Annotated in this window: 17 protein-coding genes; 11 read left to right on the forward strand and 6 right to left on the reverse strand. The window is 67.4% G+C overall.

Annotated features, from left to right (window positions below):
- Window positions 1–78: 78 nt before the first annotated feature.
- Together VHP37_25805 and VHP37_25810 are read right to left on the reverse strand one after the other, a co-directional pair.
- Window positions 79–1,242 (reverse strand): mandelate racemase/muconate lactonizing enzyme family protein, encoded by a 1,164-nt coding sequence (locus tag VHP37_25805; GenBank protein HEX2829788.1) that lies wholly within the window; start codon window positions 1,240–1,242, stop codon window positions 79–81.
- Between the two features lie 42 nt (window positions 1,243–1,284).
- Window positions 1,285–2,247, reverse strand: a complete 963-nt coding sequence (locus VHP37_25810; protein HEX2829789.1) for a tripartite tricarboxylate transporter substrate binding protein — start codon at window positions 2,245–2,247, stop codon at window positions 1,285–1,287.
- 52 nt (window positions 2,248–2,299) lie between these two features.
- On the opposite strand from VHP37_25810, the gene VHP37_25815 reads away from it, so the two are divergent.
- Window positions 2,300–2,449, forward strand: a complete 150-nt coding sequence (locus VHP37_25815; GenBank protein ID HEX2829790.1) for a hypothetical protein — start codon at window positions 2,300–2,302, stop codon at window positions 2,447–2,449.
- Between the two features lie 254 nt (window positions 2,450–2,703).
- Here VHP37_25815 and VHP37_25820 read toward each other — a convergent pair whose 3' ends face one another.
- Complete coding sequence (locus VHP37_25820) at window positions 2,704–4,227, reverse strand: sulfatase-like hydrolase/transferase (GenBank protein HEX2829791.1); 1,524 nt, start codon at window positions 4,225–4,227, stop codon at window positions 2,704–2,706.
- Window positions 4,228–4,384: 157 nt separating this feature from the next.
- Between VHP37_25820 and VHP37_25825 the strand changes: the two genes are divergently transcribed.
- Both VHP37_25825 and VHP37_25830 read left to right on the forward strand, forming a co-directional pair.
- Complete coding sequence (locus tag VHP37_25825; protein ID HEX2829792.1) at window positions 4,385–4,786, forward strand: PaaI family thioesterase; 402 nt, start codon at window positions 4,385–4,387, stop codon at window positions 4,784–4,786.
- Window positions 4,787–4,956: 170 nt separating this feature from the next.
- On the forward strand, window positions 4,957–5,946 hold the full coding sequence (locus VHP37_25830; GenBank protein ID HEX2829793.1) for a D-2-hydroxyacid dehydrogenase family protein: 990 nt from the start codon (window positions 4,957–4,959) through the stop codon (window positions 5,944–5,946).
- Here the strand turns inward: VHP37_25830 and VHP37_25835 are convergent.
- Window positions 5,943–6,734 (reverse strand): PhnD/SsuA/transferrin family substrate-binding protein, encoded by a 792-nt coding sequence (locus tag VHP37_25835; protein ID HEX2829794.1) that lies wholly within the window; start codon window positions 6,732–6,734, stop codon window positions 5,943–5,945. The two genes, VHP37_25830 and VHP37_25835, sit on opposite strands and share 4 nt — an antisense overlap.
- 192 nt (window positions 6,735–6,926) lie before the next feature.
- Window positions 6,927–8,231: a phospholipase D-like domain-containing protein gene (locus VHP37_25840; GenBank protein HEX2829795.1), complete on the reverse strand. Its 1,305-nt coding sequence runs from the start codon at window positions 8,229–8,231 to the stop codon at window positions 6,927–6,929.
- Between the two features lie 159 nt (window positions 8,232–8,390).
- On the opposite strand from VHP37_25840, the gene VHP37_25845 reads away from it, so the two are divergent.
- The 7 genes from VHP37_25845 (at window position 8,391) to VHP37_25875 (ending at window position 15,698) form a co-directional block, all read left to right on the forward strand.
- Window positions 8,391–10,040, forward strand: a complete 1,650-nt coding sequence (locus tag VHP37_25845; protein HEX2829796.1) for a hypothetical protein — start codon at window positions 8,391–8,393, stop codon at window positions 10,038–10,040.
- Window positions 10,041–10,187: 147 nt separating this feature from the next.
- Window positions 10,188–10,640: a DUF2127 domain-containing protein gene (locus VHP37_25850; GenBank protein ID HEX2829797.1), complete on the forward strand. Its 453-nt coding sequence runs from the start codon at window positions 10,188–10,190 to the stop codon at window positions 10,638–10,640.
- Window positions 10,641–10,706: 66 nt separating this feature from the next.
- Window positions 10,707–10,919, forward strand: a complete 213-nt coding sequence (locus tag VHP37_25855) for a hypothetical protein (GenBank protein ID HEX2829798.1) — start codon at window positions 10,707–10,709, stop codon at window positions 10,917–10,919.
- Window positions 10,920–11,034: 115 nt separating this feature from the next.
- Window positions 11,035–12,120: a mechanosensitive ion channel family protein gene (locus tag VHP37_25860; protein HEX2829799.1), complete on the forward strand. Its 1,086-nt coding sequence runs from the start codon at window positions 11,035–11,037 to the stop codon at window positions 12,118–12,120.
- Between the two features lie 99 nt (window positions 12,121–12,219).
- Complete coding sequence (locus tag VHP37_25865) at window positions 12,220–13,851, forward strand: thiamine pyrophosphate-binding protein (protein ID HEX2829800.1); 1,632 nt, start codon at window positions 12,220–12,222, stop codon at window positions 13,849–13,851.
- A 198-nt stretch (window positions 13,852–14,049) separates the two neighbouring features.
- Window positions 14,050–15,396, forward strand: coding sequence for an acyclic terpene utilization AtuA family protein (locus VHP37_25870; GenBank protein ID HEX2829801.1), 1,347 nt, complete (start codon window positions 14,050–14,052; stop codon window positions 15,394–15,396).
- Window positions 15,393–15,698: a hypothetical protein gene (locus VHP37_25875; protein HEX2829802.1), complete on the forward strand. Its 306-nt coding sequence runs from the start codon at window positions 15,393–15,395 to the stop codon at window positions 15,696–15,698. Before VHP37_25870 ends, VHP37_25875 begins: the two co-directional genes overlap by 4 nt.
- A 216-nt stretch (window positions 15,699–15,914) precedes the next feature.
- On the opposite strand, the gene VHP37_25880 is transcribed toward VHP37_25875, so the two are convergent.
- Complete coding sequence (locus tag VHP37_25880; GenBank protein HEX2829803.1) at window positions 15,915–16,772, reverse strand: phytanoyl-CoA dioxygenase family protein; 858 nt, start codon at window positions 16,770–16,772, stop codon at window positions 15,915–15,917.
- Window positions 16,773–16,863: 91 nt separating this feature from the next.
- Here VHP37_25880 and VHP37_25885 point away from each other — a divergent pair, with 91 nt between their 5' ends.
- Entirely contained in the window at window positions 16,864–17,832 is a 969-nt protein-coding gene (locus VHP37_25885; GenBank protein HEX2829804.1) for a tripartite tricarboxylate transporter substrate binding protein, read from the forward strand.
- The last annotated feature ends 3 nt before the right edge of the window (window positions 17,833–17,835 follow it).

Raw genomic sequence — 17,835 nt, forward strand, 5'->3', positions numbered from 1 at the left:
CAAAAGTCAAAATGGGTCCCCGCCTTCGCGGGGACGACGCGGCGCGTCGCCTTCGCGGGAATGACGGCCGTCGCACGCTCATCGTCCGCCCTGTCCCAGCCGCGCGTCGCGCACGTTCGTCAGCGGCTGGTACGGATGCGCGCGCATGAGGTCTTCGTCGAGGTCGATGCCGAGGCCCGGCGCGCTCGGCACTTCGAAGCAACCGTCGCGCACCGCGGGATGCGCGCCGCGCACGAGCTCGTGATACAGCGGGCTCTCGCCGAGCTGGTGCTCGAGCAGCAGGAAGTTCGGCGCCACCGCGCAGATATGCAGGCTTGCCATCGTGCACACCGGACCGGTCGGATTGTGCGGAGAGAAGTCGACCTGACTGCGCTGGCACATCTCGGCGATCCGCAGCATCTGCTGGTAACCGCCGGCGTATTTGACGTCGGGCATGACGACGTCGTACAGCCCGCCTTCGACGAACGGCTTGAAGGCGTCGACGCCGATGCCCTGCTCGGCGCCCGCGAGACGCGTCTCGATGCGGTGCGCGACGCGGCGCAGCTTCTTCAGCGCCGGATGGTTTTCCCCGGTCTCGGCGATCGGGCACTCGAACCAGAAGAGCTTCGCGCTCTTGAGCTCCTTCAGCACGGTCGCGGCGGTCTTTTCGTCGAAGCGCCAGTGGCAGTCGACCATGAGCACGGTGTTCTCGCCGATCGCGTCGCGCGTCGCGTGGATGCGCGCGATGCCGGCGTCGATCAGCGCGCGGCTCTCCTTCGTGCCGAGCTCCTGCGGCACGACGCCGTCGAACGGCGCGATCTTCACCGCGAGAAAGCCCTGCGCCAGCGCGTCGCGCGCGCTCGCCGCGAAGCCTTCGGGCGAACGGTCCCCGGTGCGGCGGTTGATGTTGGCGTACATGCGGATGGCGGTGCGCTGCGGCGGCACGCCCAGCTCCTTGTAGAGCGGCGTTCCCCACTCGCGCGCGCGCAGGTCGGTGATCGCCTGCTCGAGCGCGCTCACCACCGAGCTCGCGACCAGCCCCCCGCCGCCTGCGGGCATTGCCATGTGCACGAGCTGCGCCGGCCGCCCGAGGATGATGGGCTTCAGCGATTCGAGCGCGGCGAGCTGTTCCGTCTCGCGCCCGTACAGCGTGCCCTCCCCGTAGCCGTGGATGCCGGCGTCGTTCGTGACGCGCACGAAGAACCAGTTCGATTTCGGCGAGAGGTTGACGACGAACGGGGTGATGCTCTCGATGGAAGCCACGTGCGATGTTTTTTCTGTCGGGTGAGCCGCCATTATGACGCGTCACTCGAGCTTCAGCCCGGCCTCCTTCACGAAGCTCGCCCATCTTTTCAGGTCCGCATGGAATTTTTTCGTGAAATCCTCCGCAGTCGAGCCCACGACGTCGGTGCCGAGGGCGGCGAAGCGCGACTGCACGTCCGGCGCGGCGAGCGCGGTGCGGAACTCGCGATTGAGCGCCTGCACGGTCGCCTTCGGCGTCTTGCCGGGCGCGAAGACGCCGTACCACACGACCACTTCGTAACCGGGGAGGCCGGCCTCCTCGATCGTCGGCACGTCCGGCAGGAGCGACGTGCGCTGCTTCGCCGCGACGCCCAGCACCTTCACCTTGCCCGCCTTGATGTAGCCGAGCGAGCCCGTCGCGGTGTCGATGTACATCTGCACTTCGCCCGCGATCATCGCCGCGCCCGCGGGCGCGCCGCCTTTGTACGGGATGTGCGACATCTGCAATCCGGCCATGTGGTTCAGGAGCTCGCCGGCGAGATGCGGCACCGTGCCGTTGCCGCCGGAGCTGAACTTGAACTCCCGAGGCCGCTGCTTCACGTACGCGATCAGCTCCTTGAGGGTCGTCACGGGCACCGTCGCGTTCACCATGACGAGCTGAGGCGCCTGCGCCACCATCACGATCGGCGCGAGGTCCTTGTACGGATCGAACGGCAGGTGCTTGTACGCGTTCGGGACGATCGTCAGCGTCATGCTGTTGATGAGCAGCGTGTGTCCGTCCGGATTCGATTTCGCGACGATGTCGGTGCCGATCGTGCCGGCCGCGCCGGGACGGTTGTCGACGACGACCTGCTGTTTCGTCTGCTCGGCGAGCTTCGGCCCGAGGATGCGCGCGGTGACGTCGTTCGGGCTCGCGCCGGGCGGGAACGGGACGACGATGCGGACCGGGCGCGAGACTTGCCCGGCTGCCGTCAGCGGGACAAGCGCGAACGCGCAGAGCAGCAGGAACGGACGGAATGCAGGCATGCGAGGCTCCTCTTTCCTGTGATGACCCGAATCGTAACCTGAGGAGAACCCGATGATCCGCAAGCTTGCCTCGGGCGAATACCGCCTCTATTCGAGAAAGAAGAATCCGAGGACCGGCAAGCGCCGGAACCTCGGGACGTTCAAGACCCGCGCGGCGGCCGAGAAGCACGAGCGCGAGGTGCAGTACTTCAAGCGGCACTGACCGATGGCCGCGAAGAAGAGAGCGAAGTCAACCGCGCCGGCGCGTGCCGGACGACGCGAAGAACGAGCCGAGGAAGCTCTACGGCCGGGAGGGCGCGGCGAGGAAGAAGCGCGCACCGAGGAAATAACGTCGTGCGCCACGAGATCGCCACGGCGCTCCTGCCGGAGTCGCCTCGCGATGACAACCGTCGTCATTGCGAGGAGCGGCAGCGAGGAAGCAATCCCGCGGCGCGCGTAGACAGTCCCAAACGCTCGCTATGCCATGCCGATCGGCTCGGCGAGGGTCTCCCTCACCTTGCCCGGGCGCGCGCGCATCATGTCCTCGAGCTCCCTGCGCTTCGCGCGGTAGCCGGCGTCGTCGAAGAGGTTGTGCATCTCGGCGGGATCGTTCGCGAGGTCGTACATCTCGCCCGCGCCGGAGTCGAGCTCGAAGGTGCATTTCCAGTCCCTGGTGCGGACGGTGCGCAGCTTGAGCGCGACGCCGCAGCGCGAAGGGTGGAGGTGCCACTCGCTCCAGGCGCAGTCGCGTGCTGACGGCTGCAGCAGACTCCTGCCCTGCGTCTCCAGCTCCGGCGCCACGTTCGCAAGCTGCAAAAACGTCGGCCCGAGATCGAGCGTCGATACCGGTTCTGCGACGACCTGTCCCGCAGCGACGCCCGGCCCGCGCAGCACGCAGGTCACGCGCAGCAGGTCTTCGTACGGCGTCGGGCCTTTGAGATACAGGCCATGATTCCCGAGCAGCTCGCCGTGATCGGTGGTGTAGACCACGAGCGTGTCGTCGGCGAGACCGAGGTCGTCGAGCGCGGTGAGGATGCGCCCGACGTTGTGATCGATGAGCGAGATCATGCCGTAGTAGTTCGCGGTCATCTCGGCGAGCTGCGCGTCGGTCTGGTCGGGCACGCGCGAGCCTTCGGCGCGGAACTTGAACATCGTCGGGTCGGTGAGCTGCGGCTTGCCTTCGAGCGAAGCCTTGTGCCACCACGGCCGCCGCTCGAGGTCTCGCGTGCGATGCTCGGGAAGCTTCATGTCCTTCGGGTCGTACATGAGGCTCCACGGCTCGGGGCAGTCGAAGGGATGGTGCGGGTCGGGGAACGACACCCACGCGCAGAACGGCCGCGCCTGCGGGCGCGTCCTGAGCCATTCGACCGCGCGGTCGCCGATCCACGTGCTCGAATGCCACGCGACCGGCAGCGCGGAATGCCACGTCTGCGCCGCGCCGAGATCGGACCGCGTGCTCTCGGCCCACAGCTTCAGCGCTTCTTCCTCTTTCCCGCGCGACAGCCACCAGCGCTCGTAATGCCCGCACGGCGGGCGCTCGAGCGGACGCGTGCGGTGCTGGTGGCCGGTCACGCAGAGCTCGACGTGCTGGAAACCCATGTACGGTCCGAACCATGCAGGCCCGTACTTGTGCTGACTCTTGTTGCATTCGGGCGAGCCGGTCGGCGCGAACGTCGACTTGGTCGCGAAATGCGCCTTGCCGAGGAACGCGGTGTCGTAGCCCGCGCGATGCAGCGTGCCCGCGAATCCTTTCTCTCCGACGTGCGGATCGAGGTCGACGCCGTTGTCCCACGCACCGTGCGTGAGCGGAAGCTGTCCGGTGAGGATCGACGCGCGCGACGGCTGGCACACGAGATTCGGCGTGATGCACGCGGAGAACCGTGTGCCTTCGCGCGCGAGCCGGTCGATGTGCGGCGTACGGATGTTGGCGTTCTCGAAGCCGTTGCAGTCGGCGCGCTGCTGGTCGGAGGTGATGAGGAGGATGTTGGGCTGGCGGGTCATGGGCGCGGTCCTTGGTCGTCATGCGAGTCTAACGCCGTTTGCGTGCGCCACGAGATCGCCACGGCGCCTGACGGCGCCTCGCGATGACGTCATTGCGAGGAGCGCAACGGCGAAGCAATCCCGGAGCGTCCGGCGCAGCCGCGTAAACTACGCCGCCATGACAACGCTCGAAGATCTCAATGCCCTGCTCGCGTCCTGTCCGTTCATCGAGCCCTATCGATTGAGGGCGATCTCGTGCAGCCCCGGCGAGTGCGAGGTCGAGCTGCCTTACCGCGAAGCGCTCGACCGCCCCGGCGGCACGGTCAACGGCCCGGCGCTGATGGCGCTCGCGGACGTCGCGATGTGGCTGGCGATCCTCACCACGCGCGGCACGCACGAGCAGTGGGTGACCGCCGACTTCAAGAGCTCGTTCCTCACCGCCGCGCGCGGCGAGAACGTGATCTGCCGCGCGAGAGTGCTCAAGCTCGGCGCGCGCAGCGCGTATGCGGTCGCCGACTGCAGCACCGCGACCGTGCCGCTGGCGGCGCATCATGTCGGGACTTACGTATTGCGCGCGTAGCGGATCGTCATTCCCGACCCGCGCAAGCGGGATCGGGAATCCATTTTGAAGCCGTTGAAAATGAATTTCCGCCTGCGCGGGAATGACGAAACGCCGGGCCGTTCCCGCCTGCGCGGGAATGACGAAAGCGCGACTACACTGTCCCGCTCCTCCTCTGCAACGAGACTCTCATGAAAATCGCCGTCCTCGACGACTACCTCCATCTCTCCCAGAAATCCGCCGACTGGTCGAAGCTGCCGCCCGACACCGAGATCACGATGTTCGACCGGCCGCTGAAGGTGCCGGACGAGGCGGCGGAAGCGCTGCGGCCTTTCGATGCGATCTCGCTCATCCGCGAGCGCATGCCGGTGCCGCGCTCGCTGATCGAGCGCCTGCCGAATCTCAAGCTGATCTGCATCACCGGCTATTACCACCGCACGCTCGACGTCGCGGCGGCGAACGAGCGCGGCATCGTGGTCTCTCACACCGAGCTCTTCCGTGGCAGCTACAACAAGGCGACCTCCGAGCTCGCGTGGGGGCTCATGTTCGCGGTGGCGCGGCACATCCCGCTGGAAGCGAACGAGATGAAGAAAGGCGGCTGGCAGCACACCGCCGGCATCACGCTCAACAGCCGCACGCTCGGTCTCGTGGGCCTCGGCCGCCAGGGACGCAACATGGTGCCCACCGCGAAGGCGCTCGGCATGAACGTCATCGCGTGGAGCCCCAATCTCACGCAGGAGATCGCCGGCCAGTTCGGCGTCACGCGCGTCGACAAGGACGAGCTCTTCGCGACTAGCGACGTGGTGAGCCTGCACATGGTGCTGGCGGAATCGACTCGCAACATCGTGGCCGCGCGCGAGCTCGCGCTGATGAAGCCCACCGCGCTTCTCATCAACACCTCGCGAGGGCCGCTGATCGAAGAGCAGGCGCTCATCGACTGCCTGCGCGCGGGCCGCATCGCCGGCGCCGGCATCGACGTCTATCACCAGGAGCCGCTGCCCGACGACCACCCGCTGCGCAAGCTCCCCAACACCGTGTTGACGCCGCACCTCGGCTACGCGGTGCAGGAGTTCTTCAAGGTCGCTTACGAGGACACCGTCGACAACCTCGTCGCGTTCGCGAGCGGCAGCCCGATCCGGGTGCTCACGCCCGAGAGGAACGACAGCCGGCTCGCGCGCTAGATCGCGACGCGCATCATGTCGCGCATCGGATCGTAGTGCGCCGCGCCGACACGGCGCAGCTCCGAAATTCCCCAGGTCCCGAGGATCGCCGCGCCTTCGGGATCCTGTCTCATCGACTCCAGTGCGTGCGCGATCTCCAGCCTTGACGCCGCCGGCAGCCGCGTCGAGATCACCCACGGCGGCGCCGGGCTGGGGCCCAGCGTGTCGATGACCCGGAACGCCCGGCGCAGCGACGGTATGCGCGCGAGCTCCGCTTCCAGCACCGTGCTGTCGATCGCCGCCGCGGCGGCGTCGCCCCATTTGACGAGCCGCAGCGCCTGCTGGTGCGAGCCCGCTTCGATCAGCTTGCCGAAATAGCCGAACGTCTCGCCGCGCTGCGCGAGGCTGTGGCACACGATGCCGTAGCCCGAGTGCGACCGCGGCTCGTTGTACGCCCAGGTGCGTCCTTTCAGATCAGCGAAGGTGCGGTACGCACTGTCGATGCGCACGATCACATCCGAGTAGTAGATCGGCTCGTCGCTATAGCGCGCCGCGCGCATCACCGGCGCGACGCACGGCTCGATCGCGATTCCGTCGTCGGCCTTCTGCACGTACGGCAGACCGCAGATCCAGCAGAGGTCGATGAGGCCCGCGTCGAGGCGGCGCTCGCGTTCCTGCCACGGCACGTCGTCGACGAGCTGCACCGGGATTTCGAGTCGCGCCGCGAGCCATAGCGCGAGCTCGCGCACCATCGGTTCGGCGTTGGGCGCCATGCAGGTCGCGAGGCGCAGGGGTTGGTTCGAAGGCATGTTCGGCTGTAGGTCGAAATGGATTCCCGCGTTCGCGGGAATGACGAGCCGTGCCTTGATCGTGCTGAGTGTGCGCGTGCCCGTCGTTAGGGAGGACGGACCGGACGGCACGCGTGCGGTGATTGCCTACAGCGAGGGCGGGTGCGCGAGGCGCGCGAGATGGCTGCGGTGCATCGGGCGATTGTAGTGCAACTAGAGCTGCTCGTTGAAGAGATAGAAGAAGTGGTCCTTGAGCTTGTGCAGCGTGCCCCGTTTCTCCCACTCGTCGCACCGGAGCTCGGTGCAGTCCTTCAGGTCGCGCTCGAAGACCTCTTCCAGCTCGCGGGCGAGCTTCGAATCGAGGAAACCGAGCGTGATCTCGTCGTTGATCTCGAACGCGCGGTCGTCGAAGTTGGTCGAGCCGATCGCGCACCAGATGCCGTCGACCGTCATCACCTTCTGGTGGAGCAGCGTCTTCGGGTTCTCGAAGATGCGCACGCCGCAGGCAAGGAGCTTCCCGAAGTTGCGGTGCGCCGCGTGCTGCACCATCGGCATGTCCGAGGCTTCGGCCGACGGCACCATCACGCGCACGTCGACGCCGCGCTTGACCGCTTCGCCGTACGCGTCGATCGCCTCGGGCTCGGGAATGAAATACGGGTTCTGGATCCACAGGCGCTTCTTCGCGCAGCAGATCACCGCGTGGTGCAGGATCTTCACCGCGGGCGCCGAGTTCTCGGGCTTGGCGTGCGCGACGTGCACGAGGGTCTCGCCCGCGCGGTCGGGCTGCGGGAAGACGTCGTCGCCGGCGAAGAGCTCGCCGGTCTCCTCGACCCAGTTCTCGCTGAAGACCGCCTGCACCGCGTTCACCGCGGGACCGGTGAGCCTCACGCCGACGTCCCGCCAGTGATCGCGGTCCTCGCCGTCGCCGAGCCAGCAGTCGACGATGCAATGGCCGGCGACGAACGCGGTGCGGCCGTCCACCACGACGATCTTGCGATGGTCGCGCTGGTTGATGAGGCCGACGTTCGCAAGCGTGCGCTCGTGGAACTTGGTGACCTTGCAGCCGGCGTCGCGCAGCCGCTGCTCGGTCTCCTTGCCCATCTTCTTGCAGCCCGTCGCGTCGAGCAGCACGCGCACCGTGACGCCGGCGCGCGCTCGCGCGACCAGCGCCGCGGTCACGCGCTGGCTGAGCGCGCCCTCCTTCCACAGGAACGTCTCGAAGTGGAGCGAGCGCTGAGCCTTGCCCATATCGTCGAGCAGCACGTCGAAGAACGCGCCGTTTTCGAAGATCTCGGCGCGATTGCCGGGGATCGGCGTGCCGAGCGAAAGCCCGGCCAGCGAGTTGATGAGCGTGTCGAGCGTGCCGTCGCTCTCGATCTCGAGCTTGGGGTCGCGATGGCGGCCCATCGACCAGATGACGAACAGCAGGAAGAAGATGACCAGCACCAGCAGCGCCAGCACCGCGACGGGAATCTTGAAAGACAGGCCGGCCGCGTCGAAAAGTTCGTGAAAGTCCATGGTTCGGTTCGTGATGGGCGCGCCGCATGATACCGTGTCGCGTGCGAATGGATTCCCGTGCAGTCGTCATTCCCGCGAAGGCGGGAATCCATGTTCGATTGCCGGTGTTCGAAAATGGATTCCCGATCCCGCTGTCGCGGGTCGGGAATGACGATCCTTATGCGACTCCTCGACCCGCGCGGGCAGCTCACGCTGGAACGCGTCACGCTCGCGCCTCGTCTCGCGCCTGACGCGCTCGCCGCGGGCACGGTGCTCTTCTACGACAACCTCAAGATGGACGTCGGCCACTACGGCGCGCTGTTCCCGCGGATCAGGCACGGACTGACGAACCGCGGCATCGCGCGGTTCATCGACCATCGCGAGACCATCCGCGGCAAGTCGCCCGGGGGCATCGCGGCGCTCGCGCAGAAGCTCGCTGACATGAAGCCCGCTGCGGCGGTGATCGCTCTCGCCGACATGGGCGTGAGCCCCGCGATGGTCGCGCTGACGATCGCGCTCGAGAAAGCCGGCATACCCACGGCGTGCCTCACTGCGCAGCCCGGCTCCGCGCTTGCAGTCGCGCATGCGCACTACCGCGCCGGCGCGCTGTGTCTGATCGATCTCGATGTCTTCCCGGCGAGCGAAGCGGGCGACGTCGAACGCCAAGCCGATGCATGCGTCGAGCGCATCGTCACGGCGCTGACGCAGGGTGCATCGCACGCCGATTCATATCCGATCGATCGCGAAGCCGCGCAGGACGACGGCCATCTGCCCGTTCGCCACGAGCGCAGCGGCAGCGACGCCGAGGTCTACGACACCTTCGAATCCCTGCACATCGGCGACGGCCTGCCAATCGTCGCACCGACGCCCGAGCGCTTCGAGCGCATGCGCGAGCACTGCCCGTTCGACGTCGACGACGTCATTGCAAGCGGCATCGGCCCCAGCGGCACGCCCATCCGCGTGCGCGACGCGCTCGTCGCAGCGGTCATGGCGGGATGCCGGCCGCACTACGTGCCGATCGTACTCACGGCGCTGCGCGCGCTGGCGCGGCCCGAATACGGATTGATCCAGGCGGTGACGACGACGTTCAGCGGCGGCCACTTCGTGCTCGCCAGCGGCCCGATCGCTCAGCAGATCGGCATGCACGGCGGCGCGGGCTGCCTCGGCCCCGGCTTTCGCGCGAACGCGACCATCGGCCGCGCGGTGAACCTCGCGCTGCTCAACGTCTGCCGCCCGGTGCCGGGACACGCCGATCTCGCGTGCCTGTCGTCGCCGGCGGAATTCACCTACTGTTTCGCCGAAGATCCCCGCTTGAGCCCGTGGCCGACGCTCAACGCCGAGCGCTACGACGCCGACACCACCTGCGTGATGGTCCTCAAGGCCGAAGCGCCTCACAACGTGCTCGACATCGGCAGCACGACGGGCGCGGCGCTGCTCGAAACGTTCATCGACTGCTGCACCACGCTCGGCAGCAACAATGCATCCAACGCGGGACCGCTCGTGCTCGTGCTCAATCCCGATCACGCGCGCATCCTCGCGCGCGACGGTTACGACAAGCGGCGCATCCGCCGCGAGGTGCACGCCGGCGCGCGCATTCCGCTGGAGCGCATCCGGTCGCGCGGCATCGTGAGCGTCGCCGCGCAGGATCACTCGCAAGGCTTCCAGTACGTCACCCGCTCGCCCGACGACGTGCAGGTGGTCGTCGCCGGCGGCCAGGGCGGGCACTCGGCGGTGCTGCTGCCGTGGGCGCTCTACAGCGATGCGGTATTCGAGGTGGTGAGATCGAGCGAGGGCACGCCCGCCAGAAGTATCGCGCATTCAGTGGCTTAAAAATCGGGGTCTGTCCCCGATTTTCCGCGCACTACGGCAGCCGGTCGAAACAGCTCATCAGTCGCCGGTGGGTCTAGCGCAGCTGGTCGCGCGACGGCTCGCGGGTGCGACAATGCGGCGATGGAAAAGTCATTCCGCAACATCTAGATGGCCGCGAGCCGCACCCGCGAGCTGCGCGCGGTCGCGATCGTCGAAGCGCTCAAGGGCGCGCTCGTGCTGATCGCGGCCGGCATTGTCTTCCGCCTGCTGCACGGCGACCTCCAGCATGGGGCCGAGGCGATCGTGAAGCACTTCCATCTGAATCCGGCGCGGCACTATCCCGGCGTGTTCGCGGCGACGCTCGCGGACTTCGGCAGCGCGCACAAGCTCGCGCTGAGCCTGGGTGCGCTGGCTTACGCCGCTGTAAGGTTTGTGGAGGCTTACGGCCTCTGGCGCGCGAGAAGCTGGGCGTGGGGATTCGGCATCATCTCCGCCGCGTTGTATCTTCCGTTCGAGCTCGCCGAGCTCACGCAGCGGGTGACGTGGCCGGCGATCACCGTGCTCCTGCTCAATGCAGGCGTCGTATTCATGCTGTGGCGCGCTCGCGCAAGCGCGAGCTGAACAGGTAAAGTTTGCGACGGCACGCGACGTACTCGTGTCTCGTGAACCTCAACGTCAGGAGCTGCCATGCCGGACGAAACCAGAAAAGACTCCCGCGACCGAACCAGGCCGGACGGGCCCGAAGGCGCGGCGCCGACGAACGAGCAACGCCGTTTCCGCGGTCAGTCCACGGGAGGCAAGAGCGAGGGCGACGAGGCGCGGCGCAAAGTCGCCGAGGGCGACACCACCGCCGATGCGCCGATGGACCCGGAAGACGAAGAGTTCATCGACAAGAGTTGACGGGCGGCAGCCCGTCAATCCCCGCGAAGAGCCTGCCCTCGAATGCTCCAGTCGGGGGCGGGGACCCATCTTGACCTTCAGTCCCCATCAGGTGCATTCCTTGCAGTAGCCGCGCATGGCGCAGGAGTCGCTGCACGAAACCCGAACGCTCAGGACGCTCGAGCGCGCGGCTGCAAAAACCACGGAGCCCGAGCACGAGCCCGAGCGCATCGCGCACGAAGCGTCCGAGGTGCACGAGGAACGCCGTGCGGGAATCGCGTGGACCCTGCCTTACCTGCTCGCCGCGCTCGCAGCCGTAGCGGCGCTCGCGATCCTCGAGTGGGACCCGCCGTTCTTCCATCTCGACGCGCTGGCGTCGGAAAAAGCGCAGCGTTACATCTCAGGCGCCCTCGGTATCGCGATCGTGCTCGCGATCGCACGCGCCGTGGAAATCTACTGGATCGAGCGCCTGCCCAGCCCCGTCGCGCGCTTCAACCTCAAGCGCATCCTGCGGCTCGTCATCGGGCTCGCGCTGGCGCTCATCGTCATCTCGGTGCTGTTCGTCGAGTGGTATGCCGCGGTCGTCTCGCTCGGGCTCATCTCGCTCATCCTCGGCTTCGCGCTGCAGGCGCCGATCTCGAGCTTCATCGGCTGGATCTACATTCTCGCGCGCGCGCCCTATCGCGTCGGCGACCGCATCCAGATCGGCGAGGCGCGCGGCGACGTGATCGACGTCGGCTACCTGGACACGACGCTGTGGGAGATCGGCGGACGCCATCTCTCGACCGACCATCCGAGCGGACGCGTCATCAAGTTTCCCAATACCAACGTCTTCAGCACGCCGGTGTTCAATTACTCGTGGCCGCTCTTTCCTTACATCTGGAACGAGGTCAAGGTGAACCTCGCCTACGAGAGCGATCTCGAGTTCGTCGCGGCGACGATGCAGAAGATCGCCGAGGAAGAGCTCGGCGAGACCATGATCGAGAAGGTGAAGGTGTTCAAGGCGCTGCTCGCCAGGACGCCGGTCGACCACCTCGAAGTGCGCGAGCGCCCGTCGGTCGTGTTCCGCGTGAGCGAGAACACGTGGATCGAGGCGATCGTGCGCTACCTCGTGGTGCCGCGCGAATCGGGCCACGTCAGGACGCGGCTCACCCTGAAGATCCTCGAGGCGCTCAACGCAGCGCCCGACCGCGTGCTGTTTCCGAAGAGCAACATGCGTTAGGAGCGCAGGCGCCCTCACCTGCAGAAAGAGGCCTCCGTGCTGCACGCGAGGCGCCTGCGCTGCCGTTAAACTACGCGATACACCAACGAAGGTTTCCCCATGTCGAACAACCGCGGCGCCGATCTCCTGGCGCGCACGCTCACCGATGCGGGCGTGGCGCACGTCTTCTCACTGTCGGGCAACCACGTGATGCCGCTGTACGACGCGATGCTCGACGCGCGCGTTCAGGTCGTCCACACGCGCCACGAGAACGCGGCGGTGCACATGGCCGACGCCTACGCGAGGCTCACCGGCAAGGCGTCGTTCGCGCTCCTCACCGGCGGGCCGGGGCACGCGAACGGCATCGGCGCGCTCTACACCGCGCTCGCGTCCGAATCCCCGGTGGTGCTGCTCTCGGGGCACGCGCCGCTGTCCGAGCTCGGCACGGGCTCGTTCCAGGAGATGCGCCAGGCGGAGATGGCCGCGCCCGTCGTCAAAGCCTCATGGACGGCAGCGAGCGCCGCCGGCCTCGGCGACGACATCGCGCGCGCCGTGCGCATCGCCACCTCGGGCCGTCCGGGGCCGGTGCACGTCAGCCTGCCCGTCGATGTCCTCGAAGGCGCCTACGACGGCGAAGCCGAGCGCGATTCGCCGCTGCTCGACGTGGAGCCGCGGCCGTTGAGCGAAACTGCCGTCGACGCGGTCATCGCGATGATCGCCGCAGCGGCGCGGCCGCTCGTGCTGACCGGACCGGTCATGGCCGAAGCGCGCGCGGGCGAGCTTCGCGCCACGCTCGCGCGTGCGCTCGACGCGCCGGTGCTGTGCATGGAAAGCCCGCGCGGGCTCAACGATCCGTCGCTCGGCGGGCTCGCGCGTGTGGTGGCCCGCGCCGACCTCGTCGTGCTGCTCGGCAAGGAGCCCGACTTCACGTTGAAGTTCGCGAGAGCGCCGGGGTTCGCAAAAGAGTGTCGGTTCGTCGTGGTCGATCCCGAGGCGGCCGCGCTCGCGCGCGCGCTCGACGTGATCGGGCACGAGCGCGTGGTGCTGTCGACCGTGGCCGATACGGTGCCGACCGCACGCAGACTGATCGAGCGCGCATCGGGCCTGGGCGATGGGCCGAACGCGTGGACGGCGGAAGTCGAAGAAGCGGTGCGCTACCGCTCGGAGGAAGTGCCGGCGATCGCATCGAGCGAAGGGCCGCTGCACCCGCTCGACATCGGACGCGAGGTGCAGCGCGCCCTCGACGCGGCGTGGGACTCGGTGTTCGTCTCCGACGGCGGCGAGTTCGGCCAGTGGGCGCAGGCGTGCATCAGCTCGAAGAACCGCCTCATCAACGGCCAGGGCGGCTCGATCGGCAGCGCGGTGCCGTTCGCGCTCGCCGCGAAGGTCGCGCGGCCCGGCGCCACGGTGATCGCGCTCACCGGCGACGGCGCGGCGGGCTTCCATCTCATGGAGATCGAGACCGCGGTGCGCTGCGGGCTCGCGCCCGTAATCGTCGTCGGCAACGACGCGTGCTGGAACGCCGAGCACCAGATCCAGATCAGGAGCTACGGCAAGGACCGCGCGCTGTATACCGAGCTGTCGCCGACGCGCTACGACCAGGTCGCGATCGCGCTCGGCGGCCACGGCGAGCACGTCACGCGCGCCGCCGACTTCGGGCCCGCGCTCGACCGCGCGATCGCCTCGCGCAAGCCGGCGGTGGTGAACGTTGTCGTACAGAGGCTGGCCGCGCCGACTGTGAAGATGCCCTGAATCAAAACAAAGCTTGCACACGGAGGACACGGAGGAGCACGGAGGGCACGGAGGAAAGCTAAATGGCCCGGCCGCCCGACGTCGACATGGCTTGTCACGGCCGGGCGTCCGCGACCGAATGGGTTCTCCTCCGTGTTCCTCCGTGTTCCTCCGTGCCCTCCGTGTTGACGCTTTGTTTTTAAAAAACGGAGGAGCTACATGACTGCCAAGACTGTGCGAGTAGGCACCGGCGCCGGATTTTCCGACGACCGTTTCGAGCCGGCGCGCGATCTCGCCGAGCGCGGCGAGGTCGATTACCTGATCTTCGAGTGCCTCGCCGAGCGCACCATCGCACGCGAGACGCTGTCGCGGCTGAAGAATCCCGAAGCGGGTTACACGCCCTACCTCGTCGAGCGCTTCGAAGCGGTGCTGCCCGCGTGCCGCAGGAACGATGTGCGCGTCGTGACCAACATGGGCGCGGCGAATCCGCAGTCGGCGGCGCGCAAGGTGAGAGAAGTCGCGAAGTCGCTGGGTCTCGGCGAGCTGCCGGTCGCGGTGGTCGGGGGCGACGACGTCGCCGAAGTGATCCGCGCGCATCCGGAGCTTCCGCTGATGGAGAGCGGCGAGCCGGTCGAGTCGCTGCTGCCGCGCATGGCCGCGGCGAATGCCTATCTCGGTGCCGACATCATCCGCGACGCGCTCGCGACCGGCGCGCCGGTCGTGATGACCGGCCGCGTCGCCGATCCGTCGATGTTCGTCGGCGCGCTCATGCACGCGCACGACTGGAGCTACGACGACTATCCGAAGCTCGCGGCCGGCACGCTGGCGGGGCATCTCATGGAGTGCGCCGCGCAGCTCACCGGCGGCTGCTTCATCGACCCCGGCCGCAAGGACGCCGACGACGCGGTGAACATCGGCTTCCCGTACGCCGACGTGACCGCCGACGGCGCGCTCACGCTCGGCAAGCTCGAGACGAGCGGCGGACGCCTCGACGTGCAGACGTGCACCGAGCAGGTCCTGTACGAGATGCACGATCCCGCGCGCTACATCACGCCCGACTGCGTGCTCGACATCACCGACGTCGAGTTCGCGGTCGAGAGCACGCACCGCGTGCGCGCGACCGGCGCCAGGGCGAAGCCGCGCACGCCGACCTACAAGGCGGTCGTCGGCTATCACGACGGCTGGATCGGCGAAGGCGAAGTGGGCTATGCCGGGCCCAACGCGCTCGCGCGCGCGCAGCTCGCGGAGAAGATCGTGCGCGAGCGGCTGAAGCTGCGCGGCCTCTCCTACCCCGAGATCCGTGTCGACTACATCGGCATGTCGAGCCTGCACGGCATGGGCGAAGGACGGCCGGAACCGTACGAAGTGCGGCTGCGCATGGCCGCGCGCAGCCCCGACCGCAAGACCGCGCAGGCGCTCGGCTTCGAGATGCGCACGCTGCACGTCAACGGTCCCGCGGGCGGCGGCGGAGGGACGAACGGATTGCGCGAAGTGATCGGCGTGAAATCGGTGCTGGTGCCCCGCGAGTGGGTGAAGCCGCGCGTCACGGTGGAGGGCACGCTGTGAAAGTCTACGACCTCGGCCACGCCCGCGCAGGCGACAAGGGCAACACCTCCAACGTGTCGGTCACCGCCTACGACGAGCGCGCGTGGAACATCCTGCGCGAGCAGCTCACCGTCGAGCGCGTCGCGCACGCCTACGCACACATCGCGAAAGGCCCGGTGACGCGCTACGAGCTGCCGAAGCTGCGCGCGCTGAACTTCGTCATCGAGAACGCGCTGGGCGGCGGCGTGACGATCTCGCTGGCGCAGGATGCGCACGGCAAGAGCTTGTCCTACGTGATGCTCGATATCGACCTTAAAGGCTAACGCCAAAATCAAAAGCTATTTGACCGCCAAGGACGCAAAGGACGCAAAGGAAAGTCAAAAACAAAATCGGCAGAAGTTCAAACCCACCCCCACCCTAACCCTCCCCCTGAGGGGGAGGGGATAACTGCTCGCTTCGGCCTAGGTGCGCTGCGTTCGCACCCGAACGATTTCCTTTGCGTCCTTTGCGTCCTTTGCGGTTAATTGCTTTTAACGCCCTCAGGCGAAGTAGCGCCTCTTCAACGTCGTCTGGTTCTCGTAGATCGACCCGAGGTTCTCGGCGGCAGGCAAAGGCAATCTCACCGGCACCGCTTCGAGCCGCGGGCAGTAGGTCGTCTCGCCGCAGATCATCCGGCTGTCGAACTCTTCGAGATCGGGCACGCCCGCGAGCGGCCATGCGTCCGCGGCCATGAACTCGTAGAGCAGGAACGGCCGCGGGTACCGCGAGGTGTTGGGCGCCGAGCCGTGCACCGCCATCGTGTGGTGGATGGAGATCGTGCCCGCCTTGCCGACGCACGCGATGCGCGTCTCGTAGTCGAGCCTGGTGCGTTCCGGATCGATCGCGCCGACGAAGCGTCCTTCGGCGTTGTGATCGTGCACGCCGGTCTTCTGGCTGCCCGGCAGCACGAGCATCGGCCCGTTGTCCATGCGGCAGTCTTCGAGCATCAGGCCGACCGCGAGGATGCTCGCGTTGGTGTGCGGATGGAAAGCCCAGTCCTGATGCCATTCCAGCCCTGCGCCGCCGCTGGGCGCTTTCACGTTGAGCTTGGAAGAGTGCATGCGCACGTTCGGCCCGAGGAGCTGCTTGAGGATCGACAGCAGCGGTTCGCTCGTGCAGAGCTCGCGGAACACCGGGTGGCGCGTGTGCGGGAGCTTGATCCGGCGCAGCCGCGGATTGGCCGCGCTGTGGTCCGGCTCCAGGTCGTAGACGTCGTTGTGCGCGGTGACCGATGCCGACGCGGCGATCAGGTCGGACAGCGCGCGGCGCATGCGGCCGAGCATCGCCTCGTCGACGACGTTCTCGACGAGCACGACGCCGTCGCGCTCGTAAGCGGCAAGCTGTTGCAGGTTCAGCATCGGGCGTTCCTCGAACGATCGGCGGTTATTCATTATATAGGCGTGATACGTTAACCCTTCGATCCACCCTCCTTCGAAGCAGAGATCACCGATGAAGACATCACCGCCGCGGCTCGTCGCCGCCGCCGTCGTGCTGGGTTGCGCACTCCATGCGTCGGCCCAGTCGTTCCCCGCCAAGCCCGTGCGCATCATCGTGCCCTTCCCGCCCGGCGGCGGCACCGACGTGGTGTCGCGGCTGCTCGGCCAGAAGCTCACCGAGATCTGGGGACAACAGGCGATCATCGACAACCGCCCCGGTGCGTCGATGATGATCGGCCACGAGATCGGCGCGAAAGCGCCGCCGGACGGTTATACCGTCGTGATGTCGTCGAACAATCACACCATCAATCCGAGCCTGTACTCGAAGATCCCGTACGACACGGTGAAGGACTTCGCGCCGGTCACGCTGATCGGCGTGTCGCCGCTGGTGCTGGTGGTGCATCCGACGCTGCCGGTGAAGACGACCAAGGAGCTGATCGCGCTGGCGAAGGCGCGCAAGGGCGAGCTCACCTACGCGTCCAGCGGCAGCGGCGGGCCGCTGCACATGGCAGGAGAGCTCTTCAAGCTGCGCGCCGGCGTCGACATGACTCACGTGCCCTACAAAGGCAGCGGCCCCGCCGAGACCGATCTCGTCGGCGGTCACGTGCAGGTGCTGTTCGCGGGACCGGTGTCCGCCTCGCCCTACATCAAGGCCGGGCGCATGAAGGCGCTCGCGGTGACGAGCCTCAAGCGCTCGATCGCGTTTCCGAACCTGCCGACGATCGCCGAGGAAGTGCTGCCGGGCTATGAGGCGGGGATCTGGTGGGGCCTGCTCGCGCCCGCGGCCACGCCGCGCGACATCGTCAACAAGCTCCACGCCGATTTCGTGAAGGTGCTCGCGATGCCGGACACCAGGCAGCGCATGCTCAGCCAGGGCGGCGAGCCCGTCGGCAGCACGCCCGAGCAGTTCCAGAAGATGATCGTGACCGAGATCGCCCAGTGGGCGAAGGTCGTGAAAGCCGCCGGCATCAAGGCCGACTAGCGC

Source organism: Burkholderiales bacterium (assembly GCA_036262035.1).
Classification (GTDB): domain Bacteria; phylum Pseudomonadota; class Gammaproteobacteria; order Burkholderiales; family SG8-41; genus JAQGMV01.